15 protein-coding genes are annotated in these 15,681 nt (G+C 61.9%); 13 read left to right on the forward strand and 2 right to left on the reverse strand.

All coding sequences use genetic code 11. The features are described 5' to 3' along the window. Positions 1 to 39 precede the first annotated feature (39 nt). Both WH91_RS03840 and gltX read left to right on the forward strand, forming a co-directional pair. The gene (locus tag WH91_RS03840) at positions 40 to 1,707 is read left to right on the forward strand and encodes an NAD+ synthase (RefSeq protein ID WP_046169699.1); all 1,668 of its coding nucleotides are present in this window, start codon (positions 40 to 42) and stop codon (positions 1,705 to 1,707) included. After that, positions 1,704 to 3,044, forward strand: coding sequence for a glutamate--tRNA ligase (gene gltX / locus WH91_RS03845; protein WP_046169700.1), 1,341 nt, complete (start codon positions 1,704 to 1,706; stop codon positions 3,042 to 3,044). The genes WH91_RS03840 and gltX overlap by 4 nt, the downstream gene beginning before the upstream one ends. Here gltX and WH91_RS22390 read toward each other — a convergent pair. After that, the gene (locus tag WH91_RS22390; RefSeq protein ID WP_143078066.1) at positions 2,989 to 4,137 is read right to left on the reverse strand and encodes a DUF2865 domain-containing protein; all 1,149 of its coding nucleotides are present in this window, start codon (positions 4,135 to 4,137) and stop codon (positions 2,989 to 2,991) included. The genes gltX and WH91_RS22390 overlap by 56 nt on opposite strands. Before the next feature lie 143 nt (positions 4,138 to 4,280). On the opposite strand from WH91_RS22390, the gene WH91_RS03855 reads away from it, so the two are divergent. The 11 genes from WH91_RS03855 to WH91_RS03905 all read left to right on the forward strand — a co-directional run bounded on the left by WH91_RS03855 (position 4,281) and on the right by WH91_RS03905 (position 15,095). Further along, on the forward strand, positions 4,281 to 5,279 hold the full coding sequence (locus tag WH91_RS03855) for a fumarylacetoacetate hydrolase family protein (protein WP_046169701.1): 999 nt from the start codon (positions 4,281 to 4,283) through the stop codon (positions 5,277 to 5,279). Positions 5,280 to 5,501: 222 nt separating this feature from the next. Then, complete coding sequence (locus tag WH91_RS22395; protein WP_052952575.1) at positions 5,502 to 5,951, forward strand: c-type cytochrome; 450 nt, start codon at positions 5,502 to 5,504, stop codon at positions 5,949 to 5,951. A gap of 229 nt (positions 5,952 to 6,180) precedes the next feature. Further along, positions 6,181 to 7,587 (forward strand): cysteine--tRNA ligase, encoded by a 1,407-nt coding sequence (gene cysS / locus WH91_RS03865; protein WP_046169702.1) that lies wholly within the window; start codon positions 6,181 to 6,183, stop codon positions 7,585 to 7,587. A 2-nt stretch (positions 7,588 to 7,589) separates the two neighbouring features. Beyond that, positions 7,590 to 7,964 carry a VOC family protein gene (locus tag WH91_RS03870; protein ID WP_046169715.1) on the forward strand — a complete coding sequence of 125 codons (375 nt, stop codon included), beginning with the start codon at positions 7,590 to 7,592 and terminating at the stop codon, positions 7,962 to 7,964. Continuing rightward, positions 7,951 to 8,424 carry a GFA family protein gene (locus WH91_RS03875; protein WP_046169703.1) on the forward strand — a complete coding sequence of 158 codons (474 nt, stop codon included), beginning with the start codon at positions 7,951 to 7,953 and terminating at the stop codon, positions 8,422 to 8,424. The genes WH91_RS03870 and WH91_RS03875 overlap by 14 nt, the downstream gene beginning before the upstream one ends. Continuing rightward, complete coding sequence (locus WH91_RS03880; protein ID WP_046169704.1) at positions 8,424 to 8,954, forward strand: GFA family protein; 531 nt, start codon at positions 8,424 to 8,426, stop codon at positions 8,952 to 8,954. Before WH91_RS03875 ends, WH91_RS03880 begins: the two co-directional genes overlap by 1 nt. Positions 8,955 to 8,958: 4 nt before the next feature. Next, positions 8,959 to 10,563 carry a citramalate synthase gene (gene cimA, locus WH91_RS03885; protein WP_046169705.1) on the forward strand — a complete coding sequence of 535 codons (1,605 nt, stop codon included), beginning with the start codon at positions 8,959 to 8,961 and terminating at the stop codon, positions 10,561 to 10,563. 28 nt (positions 10,564 to 10,591) lie between these two features. After that, positions 10,592 to 12,328, forward strand: a complete 1,737-nt coding sequence (locus WH91_RS22400; RefSeq protein WP_052952576.1) for a LysM peptidoglycan-binding domain-containing protein — start codon at positions 10,592 to 10,594, stop codon at positions 12,326 to 12,328. 211 nt (positions 12,329 to 12,539) lie between these two features. After that, the gene (locus WH91_RS03895) at positions 12,540 to 12,884 is read left to right on the forward strand and encodes an ArsR/SmtB family transcription factor (RefSeq protein WP_046169706.1); all 345 of its coding nucleotides are present in this window, start codon (positions 12,540 to 12,542) and stop codon (positions 12,882 to 12,884) included. Continuing rightward, complete coding sequence (locus WH91_RS03900) at positions 12,884 to 14,779, forward strand: ABCB family ABC transporter ATP-binding protein/permease (protein WP_046169707.1); 1,896 nt, start codon at positions 12,884 to 12,886, stop codon at positions 14,777 to 14,779. The genes WH91_RS03895 and WH91_RS03900 overlap by 1 nt, the downstream gene beginning before the upstream one ends. Positions 14,780 to 14,789: 10 nt before the next feature. Continuing rightward, the gene (locus WH91_RS03905) at positions 14,790 to 15,095 is read left to right on the forward strand and encodes a hypothetical protein (protein ID WP_046169708.1); all 306 of its coding nucleotides are present in this window, start codon (positions 14,790 to 14,792) and stop codon (positions 15,093 to 15,095) included. 73 nt (positions 15,096 to 15,168) lie between these two features. Here WH91_RS03905 and WH91_RS23095 read toward each other — a convergent pair whose 3' ends face one another. After that, a complete protein-coding gene (locus WH91_RS23095) occupies positions 15,169 to 15,471 on the reverse strand; it encodes a Fic family protein (protein ID WP_244542339.1) in 303 nt (100 codons plus the stop codon). Between the last annotated feature and the right edge of the window lie 210 nt (positions 15,472 to 15,681).

The raw sequence follows: 15,681 nt of genomic DNA on the forward strand, positions 1-15,681 counted from the left end.
CGGCGCGCATGTTTTTTCTCAGTACCGGGTCCTATCATCGTGACAGACCGCCTCAGAATTGCGCTCGCCCAGCTCAATCCCAAGGTCGGCGATCTCGTCGGCAACCTCGCACTCGCCCGCAAGGCCCTCGCCGATGCGCAGGCCGTCGGCGCTGATATCCTGATGTTCAGCGAGCTGTTCCTGACCGGCTATTTCCCAGACGACCTACTTTTCAAGCCAAAGTTCATCGCCGACGCCATGGGCGCCGCCCGCGATCTGGTAGCAAATACGGCCGGCACCGATGTCGTAGTGATCCTGCCCACTATCTGGGTCGAAAAAACCGGCATGCACAACGCTGTGCTGGTCGCCGAAAATGGCCAGATCACCGCGACCCGGCTGAAGCGCGAACTGCCCAATTCCGACGTCTTCTACGAAAAGCGCTACTTCACAGCCGGCCCGCTGGCCGATCCGGTTATCATCAAGGGCGTCCCGGTCGGCATCCCGATCTGCGAAGACATCTGGCACACCAGCGTTTGCGAACATCTCGCCATGCGCGGCGCCGAAATCATGCTCTGCCCAAATGGTTCACCCTATTGGACCAACAAGCAGCATGTGCGCAAAGAGCTGGTCCGCGCCCGCGTCGCCGAAGACGATGTGCCAATGCTCTATCTCAACCAGGTCGGCGGCCAGGATGAACTGGTATTCGACGGAGCATCCTTCGCCATTGAGCCTGGAAATAAGCTGGTGTTCCAGGGCAAATCCTTCGCCACGGACTTTATCGTCTCCGACTGGGTGCGCGACGACAATGGCTGGACCTGCGCCAGCGGCGAGGTCAGGGAACTTACCACTACCGACGAAGCACCCTGGCTCGCCTGTGTGCTCGGTCTGCGCGACTACGTGCTCAAGAACGGTTTCAAGCAGGTCGTGCTCGGTCTTTCCGGTGGCATCGATAGCGCCGTCGTCGCCGCCATGGCCGTCGATGCCTTGGGCGCCGAAAACGTCCACTGCATCATGCTGCCCTATCGCTACACCTCCGACGCCAGCCTCAAGGACGCCAAAGACTGCGCCGAGCGCCTTGGCGTACGCTACGACGTGGTCTCCATCGGCAATCCGGTCGACGACGCCCTGCTTGAGCTCGCCCCGGTCTTTGGCGACCGCGCCCCAGACCTCGCTGAAGAAAACATCCAGTCCCGCATGCGCGGCGTCGTGCTGATGGCCGTCTCCAACAAACTCGGCTCCATGCTGCTGACCACCGGCAACAAGTCCGAAATGGGCGTCGGCTACGCCACCATCTACGGCGACATGAACGGCGGCTACAACCCGCTCAAGGACATGTTCAAGATGGAGGTCTACCGCCTCGCCGCCTGGCGCAACGGCCACGTCCCCGGCGACTGCAGGGGTCCCGCTGGCGAGGTCATCCCCCAGGCCATCATCGATAAAGCACCCAGCGCCGAACTGCGCCCCAACCAGACCGACCAGGATAGCCTGCCGCCCTATCCGGTGCTCGACGCCATCCTCAAGGGCATCGTGGAGGACGAACTCTCAATCGCTGAGATCGTCGCCATGGGCCACGATCAGGCTCTTGTCGAGCGCATAGAGCGTCTGCTCAACATCGCCGAATACAAGCGCCGCCAGTCGGCCCCTGGTCCAAAGCTCACCGGCAAGGCCTTCGGTCTCGGGCGCCGCTACCCCATCACCAATGGCTACAAAGACCGGATCATCGGATGATCAGCCCGGATGCCGTTGTCGTTCGCTGGGCGCCGTCCCCCACTGGCCGCATTCACCTCGGCAACGCCCGTCCGGCGCTGCTTAACTGGTTCTACGCCCGTCGCCACGGCGGCACCTATGTCCTGCGCATGGACGACACCGACCACGCCCGTTCGACCCGCGAATCCGCCGACGGCATCGAGGTTGACCTCGCCTGGCTCGGCATCACGCCCGACCTGCTGGTCCGCCAGTCCGAACGCACCGCGCTCTATGACGCCGCCGTTAAAACCCTGATCGCCGCCGGCCGCCTCTATCCTTGCTACGAGACCGAGGAAGAGCTCGACCGCAAGCGTGCCCGCGCCCGCCTCCTCAACAAGCCTCCAATCTATGACCGCGCTGCGCTCAGCCTCTCCGACGAAGACCGCGCCAGGTTCGAGGCCGAAGGCCGCAAGCCGCATTGGCGCTTCAAGCTTGACGGCCGCCCGGTGCAGTTCAACGACATCATCAAGGGCCCCCAGACCGTCAACACCGCCTCGATGTCCGATCCGGTGCTGGTCCGCGGCGATGGTAGCTACCTCTATACGCTGCCCTCCGTCGTCGATGATATCGACCTCGCCATTACCCACGTCATCCGCGGCGAAGACCATGTTTCCAATACCGGCACCCAGATCGAGATATTCGAAGCGCTCGGCGGCACGGTTCCCGCCTTCGGTCACCATAACCTGCTGACCGACGCCGAAGGACAGGGCTTCTCCAAGCGTCTCGGCTCACAGTCCGTCAGTGATTTCCGCGATGAAGGTTACGAGCCGATAGCCATCGCCATCATGGCCAGTCTCACCGGCACCAGCCTGCCGATCGAGACCTACGAAACCCTCGATGAGATCGCCAATCGGCTTGATTTTTCGATGATTTCGCACGGCTCGGCCCGCTTCGATCCAATCGAGCTCGACAACCTCAACGCTCGCCTGGTGCACACATTGCCTTACGAGGGCGCCGTCGGCCGTCTCTCATCGCTGGGTCTCGAAGGCGAGGCCATGTGGCTGCTGCTGCGCGAAAACCTGCGCAAGTTCAACGACATCCAGGATTGGGCCAAGCTCGTCACCGGCCCAGTTGAACCTATCATCGTCGATGAAGATCGCGATTTCCTGGCGCTGGCCAAAGCCTTGCTGCCGTCCGAGCCGTGGGACGAAAACACCTGGTCGCAGTGGACCGATGCCCTCAAGACCTCAACCGGCCGCAAGGGCAAGGCTTTGTTCCTGCCGCTGCGCATGGCGCTGACCGGCCGCCACGATGGCCCGGAGCTTAAGTCCCTGCTTGTGCTGGTTGGGCGTACGGCGTGTCTGGACCGACTACCCTGACCACCTTGTCACCGAACTGCACCAACCGCAGCTCGGTCTCTGCCTCGGCTTGAACTGGCCGCGTCACCGGCGTTTCGCCCGGTCCAGCCGGGCGCTTGCGGGGCAGGGGCACATCGACCACTTCCGCCGTCTGCACTGGCGCTGCCGCAACAGCCTGCACCGGCGCCACGCCGCGCGGATCGCGCAGCGGCAACGGAAAGCTCTCGTCACCCACCTGCAGCATCGCCCGGCTCGATCCATCCGCCTCCGTGGCCACGCTCATTGTGCCCTGGGCAATGGCTGGCACCTTGCAATTGGCGGTGGCGCTGGTGTCCAGCGTGTTGCGATAGGCAAAGGCACTCGGCAGCGCTGTGTAAGGCTCGCCGAATTCGTTGCGCATCTGCTCAGGCTCCTGGCCCGGATTGTCATAAAAATACAGCCGCACCGGCGTCGTTGGACAGCTCGCCTGGCAGGTCATCGAGTCGTTGCTGATAAAGTCGGGCAAGGTGGCATAGCTGATCGGCCAGAAATACCCGTCGGTCAGCCGCACGCACACCGTCCGCACCGTCTGGTAGCCCTGATTGCCCCAGTAGCCGCCGCCGTCCACCATCTGCCCGTCGGAAAAGTCGCCTTCCGAGGTTGTGCCAAAAATGCGATCGAAAACCGACTGGCGATCATTGGTGAAGCTCGCGCTCGACCCATTGGTCCCGCAACCGAAGCGAGCCATTTCCTGCAGGATTGCCTCGCGCTGTCCAGCAACGGCATTGGCCGTTTCCACCTGCTGCGACACGCTTGCCGCCACGTCGCGCAGTCGCAGCACTTCGCGTCCAATTTCCCGGCACTGCGGCGTCAATTGCACGCCGGCCCGCGCCGCGTCGTTGCATCCGTCGCGCACATAACGGCTTTCCATCGTCTGCACATCTCGCTGTGCCTGCTGTGCTGCTTGCGAATTGCCACCCATCTGCCGGAAATCGCCATTGCGATCGAACTGGCGCAACGCGTTGTCGAGCTGCGCACACTGCGCCGCCTGCGCATAAGCGGTGTTCACGTCAAGGACGAGCAATATTGCCGCCAGCACCGTGAGTATAAAGGCGCGTGTGCCGTACCTGCCCAAGCCGTCCTCGAATCCTGCTTCCGACGCGCCGCGCGCCGTTTCACGGGCCTTAAGACAACGCTAGGACCGTTGGCAACACTATAGTCGCGTCGTTCACCCCGTGGTAGCGCTGCAAGGCCACACATGTTCGAGATTGTGCCCAGATGAAACTCGCAACGCTCCGCAATGGCCGTCCTGATGGTCAGCTTGTCGTCCTCGCCAATGACCTGTCGCGCTATGTTTCCGCCGGTCGTATCGCCCCCACTTTGCAGGCCGCCCTCGACGACTGGCAGGCCCACGAACCGGCCCTTTCCGCCCTCGCGGCCCAGCTAGATGCGGGCGCCATTGCCGGCCAACCCTTCGACGCAGACCTTGCTCTTGCGCCCCTGCCGCGTGCCTATCAGTGGATCGATGGTGCCGGCTATCTCAGCCACCTCGAGCGCGTACGCACCCTTAAGGGCAGCAAGGACGAAGAGCTGCAATCGACCCGTCCGCTGCTCTATCAGGGCGGCTCTGATTCGCTCTCCGCCCCCACCGATGCCATCCGCGTAACCGACCCCGATCTCGCCATCGACTTCGAGGCCGAAGTGGCCGTCATCATCTCCGCCGTCCCCATGGGAGCCACCCGCGAACAGGCCGCCGCCGCCATCCGCCTTGTCACCGTCTGCAACGACGTCTCGCTGCGCCGCCTCGTCGTCGATGACCTGCAGAACGGCTTCGGCTTCTTCCATGCCAAGCCCTCCACCAGCTTCGCACCCATCGTCGCGACGCCCACCAGTCTTGGCACCGCGTGGCGCGGCAATCGCCTGCATCTTCCCCTGCGCATCGAGGTCAATGGCACGCTCTACGGCCAGCCAAATGCCGGTGCTGATATGCATTTCGACTTTGCCGACCTGATCGTCGAAGCTGCCCGCACCCGCTCCCTCGGCTGTGGCACGATTGTCGGCGGCGGAACCGTCTCCAATCGGCATGACGAGAGCCTTCCTATTAAGCCCGATGGTATCGGTTTTGCCTGTATCGCCGAGGCCCGCACCGTCGAAAAACTCAAATACGGCCGCGCCCGGACGCCCTTCCTCAAGCCCGGCGACGTCGTCCGCATCGGCGCCATGTCACCCGAAAAATCCGTCTTCGGCGACATCACCCAAAAGGTCGTACTGGCCTGATTTGTCGTGCCTAAACACCCCCTTGATCTCTCCCCACCGGTGGGCGGGAAACGATGAACACTGGCGTTTGAGCTGGCGCCTCCGTCCTGAATGGGAGGGAATGAGGGTGGGGTGATGCGAGTCACCAAACCCAATCTAATAACATTCCCGTGTTGGCGTTGGGACCGTCACGCACCCATGCCACTCTGCCCACGATGACTTTCGCGCGTTGAGGGTGCACCCATGTCGATCAAGAAAATTGCCGCCATGGCCATCGCTGGCCTGATGACGTTCGGTGTCGTGGCCGTCATGGCGCAAGATGCTTTCGTAGCCCCCGCAACTCCCGAAGAAGCGGTGGCTACACGCAAGGCTCTGATGAAGCAGGACGGTGGCATTTTGCGCTCGGCCGGGCCGCTCACCGGCTCCGAAGCTGTCATGGCTATGCAAACGCTCAAGGACAACTACTCCCATATTCCGGCTCTTTTCCCCGAAGGATCGATCGTCGGCGATAGTGAAGCCCTCCCTGCAATTTGGGAAAACTGGGAAAAATTCGTCGCCATTGCCAAGACCGGTGAAGACGCTGCAGCCGCCGGCCTTGTCGCAGCCCAAGCTGGCGATACAGCAGGCTACGCCGCCGCTCTCCAGGCCATCGGTGGAACCTGTGGCGCCTGCCACCAGCAGTTCCGCTCCTGAATTAAGTTCGCCTCCAAAGCGATTGGCGGTCCATCGGGACCGCCTTTTTTGTTTTCGGCTTGCTTTCCGCTGTCGCTGCGGCCAATCTCGCAGCCATGAAGACCTGCATCATTCACCGCTGCATTATTACCTGCTAACCACTCGTTGGCGGCCGGTCTTCTTCATCCAATAATCTGATACCCGAAGAGCCGTTCGCCAGCACACTTCTGCATGGCCAGGGACGGACCATATGACCACGCTCGCGCTCTACAATACGCTCACTCGCACCAAGGAGGCCTTTGCCCCCATCGATGCGAACAATGTGCGCATGTATGTCTGCGGCCCGACGGTCTATGACTTCGCCCATATCGGCAATGCCCGCCCGGTCATCGTCTTCGACCTGCTGTTCCGCCTGCTGCGCCACACCTATGGCGTCGACCACGTCACCTATGTGCGCAACATCACCGACGTCGATGACAAGATCAACGCCCGCGCTCTGCGCGATTTCCCTGACCTGCCGCTGAACGAGGCGATCCGCCGCGTCACCGAAAAGACCGAGAAACAATTCCTGTCAGATGCGTCGGCGCTGGGCTCGCTCGAACCCACCATCCAGCCGCGCGCCACCGATAACATCGAGCAGATGCAGACGTTGATCAGCGATCTCATCGCCAAAAAACACGCCTACAACGCGTCAGGCGAAGTACTGTTCGACGTCAAATCCATGCCCGAATACGGCCAGCTTTCCGGCCGCAACCTCGACGACAATCTCGCGGGTGCCCGCATTGCCGTCGAAGCCCACAAGAAAAATCCCGCCGATTTCGTGCTCTGGAAGCAGTCATCCGCATCCGAGCCCGGCTGGGACAGTCCGTGGGGCCGCGGTCGCCCCGGCTGGCACATCGAATGCTCCGCCATGTCGGAACGCTATCTCGGCCAGACCTTCGACATTCACGGCGGCGGCCTTGACCTGATCTTCCCGCACCACGAAAACGAAATTGCGCAGTCCCGCTGCGCTCACGGCACCCACGCCATGGCCAATGTCTGGATGCACAATGGCTTCCTTCAGGTCGAAGGCCAGAAGATGAGCAAGAGTCTGGGCAATTTCGTCACCATCAACGAACTGCTCGAAACCGGCGCCATGGGCGGCCGCGCCTGGATCGGCGACGTGCTGCGCCTCGCCATGCTGATGACCCACTATCGCGAGCCGATCGATTTCTCGGTCAGCCGTCTCGAAGAAGCGGAGTCCAAGCTGCGCGACTGGCAACGCGCCGCCCGCGGTGCCGAGCTCGCCGAAGGCGACGACCCCGACGCCTCCGTGGTCAAGGAACTGACCGACGACCTCAACTTCCACCGCGCCAGCGTCGCCCTTGATTTCATCGCCAAGAAAGCCAATCGCGACGAGGGCAATGCCAAACACTGCCTCGCCTCCACCCTTCGTTTCCTCGGCTTTGGGCTCGACAGCCTGCTGACCTCCGAGGATGGCTGGGAAGCCCCACCCCACATCGCAGCCGCCATCGCCGACCGCCTTGCCGCCCTCAACAGCAAAGATTTCGCCAAAGCCGACACCATCCGCAACGCACTAGCCGAACAAGGCATCGCCCTGATGGACTACAAGGACGAAGCCGGCGAGCGCCAGACCAAATGGGAGATGAAACGATGAGCATTTTTGATCACCTCGGCTATTCAGTCGGCGACTTCGAAAAGTCGTCCTCCTTCTATGATGCAGCATTGGCGCCGTTCGGCATCAAGCGCCTCAGCGGTTACGAGTTTCCCGGCGGGCAGGGCATTGGCTATGGCGCCGACCAGCCGCAATTCTGGATAAATTCCGGTGCTGCCCTGCGCGATCATGTCCATCTGGCTTTCGCCGCGAAAAACCGCGCCGAAGTCGATGCCTTTTATGCTGCGGCTATCGCAGCCGGCGGCAAGGACAACGGCGCTCCCGGCCTGCGCCCGCAGTATCATCCCAACTATTATGCTGCTTTCGTCTACGACCCCGACGGGCATAATGTTGAGGCCGTGTGCCATGCCCCGGAGTGATGCACACACCGGCGGCTGCCAGTGCGGTGCGGTGCGTTTCAGCGTCACCCGCCTAGGCCGCGGTTCGATCTGCCATTGCCGCATGTGCCAGAAGGCGTTCGGTGGCTTTTTCGGTCCGCTGGTCACTGCCCATAATGCGCATTGGACCCGAGGCGAACCCAAGTGGTTCCAATCCTCCAATGCCGCCCGCCGCGCCTTCTGCGGCGAGTGCGGTACGCCCTTGGCTTACGAAACCCGCTTCGGCCTCGAACTCGCCATCGGTGCCTTCGATGAACCCACGCTCGCTGCACCCGTCATCCAGGTCAACCTGGCCGACAAACAGCCTTTCTTCGACGGCTTGACCGATCTGCCGATACGTACCGAAGAGAGCGACGAGTGGAGCAGCTTCATGGCCGGCATCCATTCCAACCAGCACCCCGATCACGACACCAATGACTGGCCGCCGAAGGACGACCGCTGATGCACCGCTACACCATGGAAGTCAGCGGCGGCTGCCAATGCGGCGCCGTGCGCTATCACGCCACCGAAATGCTGGACAACGCCCACATCTGCCACTGTCGCATGTGCCAGAAGGCCGTCGGCAATATCTTCGCCGCGCTGGTTGCCGCGCCCCGCGAAGTCATCACATGGACCCGCGGTACCCCGGCGCGTTTTCGTAGCTCCGAACGCGTCGACCGTGGCTTCTGCCGCGATTGCGGCACGCCGCTGTTCTATGAAAACGTCACTGGCGATCGGGTCAATTTCACCATCGGCTCCCTCGATCACCCTGAGCTTTTCCCGCCTCACAGCAACGACGGCAACGAAGCACGGGTGCCCTGGTTCGATACGCTGCCCGGTCTAAAGGACGAGGGCGAAACCGGCACCAAATCAGAAGATGACGAGGCATGGGCCTCAGCCATCAAATCCACCAATCAACAGCACCCCGACCACGATACCAGTCGCTGGCCCGACCCTGCGGTTGGCCTGGGCAATAGCAACACAACAAAGTAAACCAATGTCCAAAGAACCTCTCTATCTGTTCGACACCACCCTGCGTGACGGGGCCCAGACGGCTGGTATCGAGTTCTCGCTCGAGGACAAGATTTCCATTGCCCGCCTGCTCGAAGAACTTGGTGTCGACTACATCGAAGGCGGCTATCCCGGCGCCAACCCGGTCGATACCGAGTTCTTTGAACAGAAGCGTACCAAGACGGCAAAGTTCACCGCCTTCGGCATGACCAAGCGGGCAGGGCGCTCCGCTGCCAATGATCCCGGCGTACAGGCCCTGCTCAATTCCGCCGCCGAGGCCGTGTGCTTCGTCGCCAAGACCTGGGACAACCAAGTCAAGGTCGCGCTCGAAATCACCCTCGACGAAAACCTCGGCAATCTGCGTGACACCGTCGCCGCCGCCGTCGCCTCCGGCAAGGAAGCGCTGGTCGACTGCGAGCACTTCTTCGACGGCTTCAAGGCCAACCCCGATTACGCCCTGTCCTGCGTCAAGACCGCGCTCGATGCCGGCGCCCGCTGGGTGGTGCTATGCGACACCAACGGTGGCACAATGCCGTCCGAAGTGACGCTCATTGTTAACAGTGTGCTAGCAATAGCGCCCGGTTCGCACCTCGGAATTCATGCCCACGACGACACCGGCCAAGCCGTCGCCAACACGTTGGCCGCCGTCGAGGCGGGCGTTCGGCAGATCCAGGGCACGCTCAACGGCATCGGCGAGCGCTGCGGCAACGCCAATCTCGTCACACTTATCCCCACCCTGGTTTTGAAGCCCTATTATGCTGAGCGCTTCGAAACCGGCATCGACGCGGCTCATCTCGAACGCATCACGCAAATCTCACGCGCTTTCGATGACCGCCTCAATCGCGCCCCGCTGCGGCAGGCGCCCTATGTCGGTCGCTCCGCCTTCGCCACCAAGGCAGGCATCCATGCCTCGGCCCTGCTCAAGGATTTCTCCTCCTACGAGCACGTCCCGCCTGAAAGCGTCGGCAACGAGCGGTCCATCATGGTCAGCCAGCAGGCCGGCAAGTCCAACCTGCTGACCGCGCTGGCCCGGCACGGCATCAAGCTGTCCAAGGACGATCCGCAGCTTGAACGGCTCCTTGCCACGGTCAAAGACCGCGAATCGCGTGGCTATTCCTACGACGGTGCCGACGCATCCTTTGCGGTTCTCGCCCATGAAGTGCTGGGCACCTTGCCCGAATACTTCCTTGTCGAGAACTACCGGGCCAGCGTCGAGCGCCGCCACAATGCCCAAGGCGAGGAAGTCACCGTCACCGAAGCCGTGGTGAAAATCCGCGTCGCCGGCGAACTGCTGATGTCGGTCGCCGAAGGCAACGGTCCGATAAACGCTCTGGATTTGGCGCTACGCAAGGACTTGGGCAAGTATTCGTCGCGCATCGAAGACCTCGAACTGGTCGACTTCAAGGTTCGTATTCTGGACGGCGGCACGGGCGCGGTCACCCGGGTACTGGTAGAAAGCCGCGATGGCACCGGCGAGCGCTGGTACACCATCGGCGTTTCTCCCAACATCATTGATGCGTCGTTTGAAGCTCTGTATGAATCAATCACCTACAAGCTGTTGAAAACCGAGACGGCGCAGGGAACGAACTAACCCGGCAGCTTCCGCAAGGACTGCCACAATGGTCCTGGAGGACAAACTGGCCGAAACCGCTCCCAAGAAACCTCTTGCGCTCACTCTCGGTGCGGCAGCGGTTACCCTCGCCGTGATCATCGGGGTGCTCGCCGGTCCCTCGGTCGTGTCCTGCTTCAACTCTGAAGACGGCATGGGCGCCTGCCTGGGCGGCAAAATGACCGACGCCGGCATTCTGCCGCGCCAGGCCGTGGCTTCCACGGACGCTGCAACCCCTGCTGCAGAGCCGGTCGCCATTGTTTCGCCAGCACCTGAGGCAGACACTGCCGTCGGCAACCCAGCCCTGGACGTGACGCCTCCAGCCCCCGCTGCCAAAGCGCCCGAGGGGCTGATCGCGGCCACGTTCGGCTTATTGCGTGCCGAGCCCGATGGACGTGTCGTTATCGCCGGCAGCGGAACGCCAGGCAGCGAGATAGAGATCTATTCGGATGACAACCTGCTCGGCACCGCCACGGTCGAGCCGAGCGGCGATTGGGTCTTCGTCCCCGATGCGCCAATAGTTCCCGGTGGCACTGAAATCACTCTGGCCGAAGCCGGCAAGCCCGGCCGCGCTGCCCAGTCCTTCGTCGTGGTTATCAACGACGACAAATCCACCGAGCCCCTGGTCGTCGCCAGCACGCCCGGCACCGCCAGCGAAGTGCTACAGGGCCTCGACCGCCCCGCCATCGATACCGCGACGCAGATGGCAGCTGCCGACCCCGTGACACCGCCAGCGCCTGCATCGACCGCCACGGCAACACCGACGCCAGCAGCGACGCCCGCGCCTGTCGCCCCTCCTGCTCCAAAGCCCGCGGCTCCTGCGGTCACCGCAGCCCAGACTCCACCTGCCGCGCCAATCCCGGAAGCACCGCCACCCTCCGCACCAGCGGCCACGTCGACAGCTCCTACTTCAACACCGCCTGCGACAACACCGCCCCAGCCCGCTGCGACGCCATCCACAACGGCGACGGCTCCCATTGTAACGCCACCAGCGGCCCCGGCTATTACACCGGCAACTCCCACCGCCGTCCCAACCCCCGCTCCCGCTGCACCAGCAGTCGCCGCGGTTGACCCCGCGCCGACCGCCCAAACGGCACCCGCCGCTCCTGTGGCCATCGCCATCGCGCCCACCATCGACGCCATCGAAATCGAAGGCGATCGCACCTTCTTTGCCGGCGCTGGGTCCGAGGGCGCCACCATCCGGCTCTATGTCGATGACAGCTTTATCGCTGATTCAATTGTCGAGGACGGCCGCTGGCTCATCGAAGGCAGCAATGTGCTGACCAAGCCCAACCAACGTGTCCGTATCGACATGCTGGAGGCCGGCAATGCAGAAGTCGCCGCTCGCGCCGAAGTCAATTTCGAAGTCGAACTCCCCGCCGATACCGCGCCGACCGCCGTCGCAGAAGCGGACCCGGCACCGGCTATTGCACCGGCCGCCTCTGCGGCATCCACCGAGACACCGGCCACCGCTTCGACCACAGAAGCCGCCAGTGCGCCGACCGCTGCCGATACGCCCGCAACCGAACCTGTGCCCACTCTGGTCGCCGTCTCAGTCGGTGGCCCTGATTCCGAGCGCTTCGCCTCGGGCAAGGCCATCATCCGCCGCGGCGACAACCTCTGGACCATCGCCCGCCGTGTCTATGGCGAGGGCATCCGCTACACCACGATCTACGAAGCCAACACCGGCCAAATCCGCGACCCCGACCGGATTTACCCCGGCCAGGTGTTCGAACTGCCGAACTAAATACTGTTAGCGTGGCAATATGGTCATGCTCAGAGTCAGCCCAGGCTGCGACAAAAATGCCAGGTTTCGAGAACCGGAGCGCAGCCTACGTCCGTACGCGAGCACCGGAAGCGCAGAAACCCTGCGTTTGCAGGGGGACATCGGCTGAATATGAGTATGACCAGCGGCAGGCCATTGATTATTTCATCGCCAGCCCCCATTTTATCGGTAAATGACGATCAAACCCGGCGAAGCCATGCACGACGACGATATTGCCAACACCATGCGAGCGATGGGCCACCCTGTGCGGCTCAACATCCTGCGCATCCTGGCCAAACAGGAGCGCGGCGAGTGCTGCTGCGCTGACGTGACCGACGAATTGACGCTGGCCCAGTCCACCGTCTCACAGCATATCAAGGTGCTGCTCGACGCAGGCCTCATCGAGCGCAAGCCACGCGGCACGCGCAATTGCTACATTGTCCAGCATGACCGGCTCGCTGCGCTCGGCAGCGCCTATTCCGGCATGATCGCTGGCTTCTCGCCTGCTCTTTCCAGCCTGGAAGCGGAACCCGCCTAATGTCGAGCGACAGCACCGAGCAGAAACCGTCCGTTAGCGCGGACGAGGGTTCCCTATTCACTACGGTTCGCAATCTGTGGCCCTATATGTGGCCCGCCGATCGGGCCGATCTGCGCATGCGTGTTATGTTGGCAATTGGCGCGCTGCTGCTTAGCAAGGTCGCTACCACGCTTATCCCCTTCGTCTATAAAGGCATCATCGACAGCCTCGACGGCACCGCACCCAATGGCCAGCTCATCCTCGGCCTCGCCGTCCCTATCGTTCTGGTTATCGCGTATGCGCTGGGCAACGTCATCGACGCCGCCTTCCAGCAATTGCGCGACGTGCTGTTTGCCAGCGTTGGCCAGCATGCGGTGCGCAAGCTGGCGCTGCAGACCTTCCATCACCTGCATCGCCTGTCATTGCGCTTTCACTTGGCGCGGCGCACCGGCGGCCTCAGCCGCGTCATCGAGCGCGGCACCAAGGGTATCGAAACGGTCGTTCGTTTCGCCATGCTCAACATTGTCCCGACCATAGTTGAATTCATCATCACGGCCGTCATCTTCGTCTGGATGTTTGGCTTCAGCTATCTCGGCGTGCTGGTGGTGATGATCTGGGGCTACCTCTACTTCACCATCAAGGCGTCGAACTGGCGTATCACTATCCGCCGCGACATGAACAATTCCGACACTGATGCCAATGGCAAGGCTATCGACAGCCTGCTCAATTACGAGACGGTCAAATACTTCGCCAACGAGAAGATGGAGGCCGAACGCTACGATGTCTCCATGGCCGGCTATGAGCGCTCCGCCATTCGCATCTGGACCTCGCTTGGCTTCCTAAATTTGGGCCAAGCCATCATCTTTTATGCCGGCTTCCTGATCATCTCGATCATGGCGGTGATGGGCGTAATGAACCAGACATTGACGCTGGGTGACTTCGTCCTGCTCAACACATTCCTGATGCAGATCTACCGGCCCCTCAATTTCATCGGTTTCGTCTATCGTGAACTGCGCCAGGGTCTCACCGACATCGAGGAAATGTTCAAGCTGCTCGACCAGAAGGCCGAGGTGCAAGACAAGCCCGACGCGAAGTCACTCGACATCACCGGCCCAGTCATCCGCTTCGACAATGTTACCTTCCACTATGACCCCGATCGCCCCATTCTCAAGGGCGTCAGCTTCGAGGTTCCAGCCGGCAAGACAGTGGCCATCGTCGGCCCCACCGGCGCCGGCAAGTCGACCATTTCGCGCTTGTTGTATCGGTTTTACGATGTCTCAGGCGGCTCGATCACCATTGATGGGCAGGACCTGCGCGATGTGACCCAGGAAAGCCTGCGCTCGTCCATCGGCATGGTCCCGCAGGACACGGTGCTGTTCAACGACAGCATCGGCTACAATATCGAATATGGCCGCCCCGGCGCCAGCCACGAGGATGTCCGCGCCGCGGCCGCCATGGCTCAGGTGGGTCCATTCATCGAAACCCTGCCAAAAGCCTATGAGACGCCCGTCGGCGAGCGTGGCCTCAAACTCTCCGGCGGCGAGAAGCAGCGCGTCGCCATCGCCCGCACCATCCTCAAGGCGCCGTCCATCCTCATCCTCGACGAGGCGACGTCGGCGCTTGATACAAAGACCGAGCGCGACATCCAGTCGGCTCTCGATGTGGTTTCGCAAAACCGCACTACCGTCGTCATTGCCCATCGCCTCTCGACGGTCGTCAATGCCGACGAGATCCTGGTACTACGCGAAGGTGTAGTCGCCGAGCGCGGCAATCATATCGCACTGTTGCAGCAGGACGGGCTCTACGCCCAGATGTGGAACCGCCAGCGCGAGGCGACCGAGGCCGAGGAGCAGTTGCTGCGCACCGCCAATGACCCCGACGGCTTCGTCAAGCGGGGAGTGCCTGCCGCCGAATAGGAGAATTTCGATGACTGAATGGTGGCACTATCTGGTCGCGGTCTTCGCGCCACTATTTCTGGTCAACGGCATTCCTCATTTCGTCTCGGGTACCATGGGCCGCACCTTCCCGACGCCTTTCGTCGGCGGCCCGCCCAGGCTCGATACACCCCGGCGCAACGTCGCCTGGGGCGGCATGAACTGGCTGCTCGGAGGCGTCCTGCTATGGCTGCTGCGCGATAGCCTGAACAATCCGATCATCGTCGCTGAGCTGGTAATCCTCGGCTGGGTCTTCGCCTTCGTCTTGGCTCGTACATTTTCCGGCCTACCGCGCTAAGCGTCAGCGCGACGTCATCCACCCAGGCGGATCACGCCCACAGGGCAGCGCAAGGCCAGGCACCTCAGGTCGGCTACGATTTATGGTCGTCTGACGGCATCGGCGATGTATGCTCACGAAGCCATTTGTCCAGCACATTCTTGCGGAATGTGGCTGCCTCGATATTGCGGTAGATGAACTTAATCCAGTCTTCTTCTTCTCCTTCGGGGAGAACTTGGTTGGCCTGGAGAAAAAGGATCACCGAAGCAAAGGCGACGCAGTTGTTCCCGTCGATAAAGCCGTGGTTCATCGTCAAGCTTTCCCAAAGAGCTGCTGCTTCCTCGATGACATCCGAGTAGTATCCCGTCTGGGGTCGAAGAAGGGCGGACAGGATCAAGCCTTGGTCTTGCACGCCACGTGCTCCGCCATAGTCCCTAATACCAACGGGGATTATTTGTGACTCGTTTTGGATTCCTTCTTCAGGGAATTACTGATTCCATGGGGCGAAGGAAATTCGCCCATGACAGTCTCGGTTCGGATCAGGCAGGATTATTCGTCGCAAGAGCTTCGGCGCCTGGCATCACGGAGCAAAGACGCCAATCAAAGC

The sequence above is a fragment of the Devosia psychrophila genome (genome assembly GCF_000971275.1).
Lineage (GTDB): Bacteria > Pseudomonadota > Alphaproteobacteria > Rhizobiales > Devosiaceae > Devosia > Devosia psychrophila.

Coding starts and splice junctions, on each gene's coding strand:
- WH91_RS03875 (WP_046169703.1), top strand. CDS start 7,951: ATGCCCCGGAGTGATGCACACACCGGCGGCTGCCAGTGCGGTGCGGTG.
- cysS (WP_046169702.1), top strand. CDS start 6,181: ATGACCACGCTCGCGCTCTACAATACGCTCACTCGCACCAAGGAGGCC.
- WH91_RS03900 (WP_046169707.1), top strand. CDS start 12,884: ATGTCGAGCGACAGCACCGAGCAGAAACCGTCCGTTAGCGCGGACGAG.
- gltX (WP_046169700.1), top strand. CDS start 1,704: ATGATCAGCCCGGATGCCGTTGTCGTTCGCTGGGCGCCGTCCCCCACT.
- WH91_RS03855 (WP_046169701.1), top strand. CDS start 4,281: ATGAAACTCGCAACGCTCCGCAATGGCCGTCCTGATGGTCAGCTTGTC.
- WH91_RS03905 (WP_046169708.1), top strand. CDS start 14,790: ATGACTGAATGGTGGCACTATCTGGTCGCGGTCTTCGCGCCACTATTT.
- WH91_RS22400 (WP_052952576.1), top strand. CDS start 10,592: ATGGTCCTGGAGGACAAACTGGCCGAAACCGCTCCCAAGAAACCTCTT.
- WH91_RS03895 (WP_046169706.1), top strand. CDS start 12,540: ATGACGATCAAACCCGGCGAAGCCATGCACGACGACGATATTGCCAAC.
- cimA (WP_046169705.1), top strand. CDS start 8,959: ATGTCCAAAGAACCTCTCTATCTGTTCGACACCACCCTGCGTGACGGG.
- WH91_RS22395 (WP_052952575.1), top strand. CDS start 5,502: ATGTCGATCAAGAAAATTGCCGCCATGGCCATCGCTGGCCTGATGACG.
- WH91_RS03880 (WP_046169704.1), top strand. CDS start 8,424: ATGCACCGCTACACCATGGAAGTCAGCGGCGGCTGCCAATGCGGCGCC.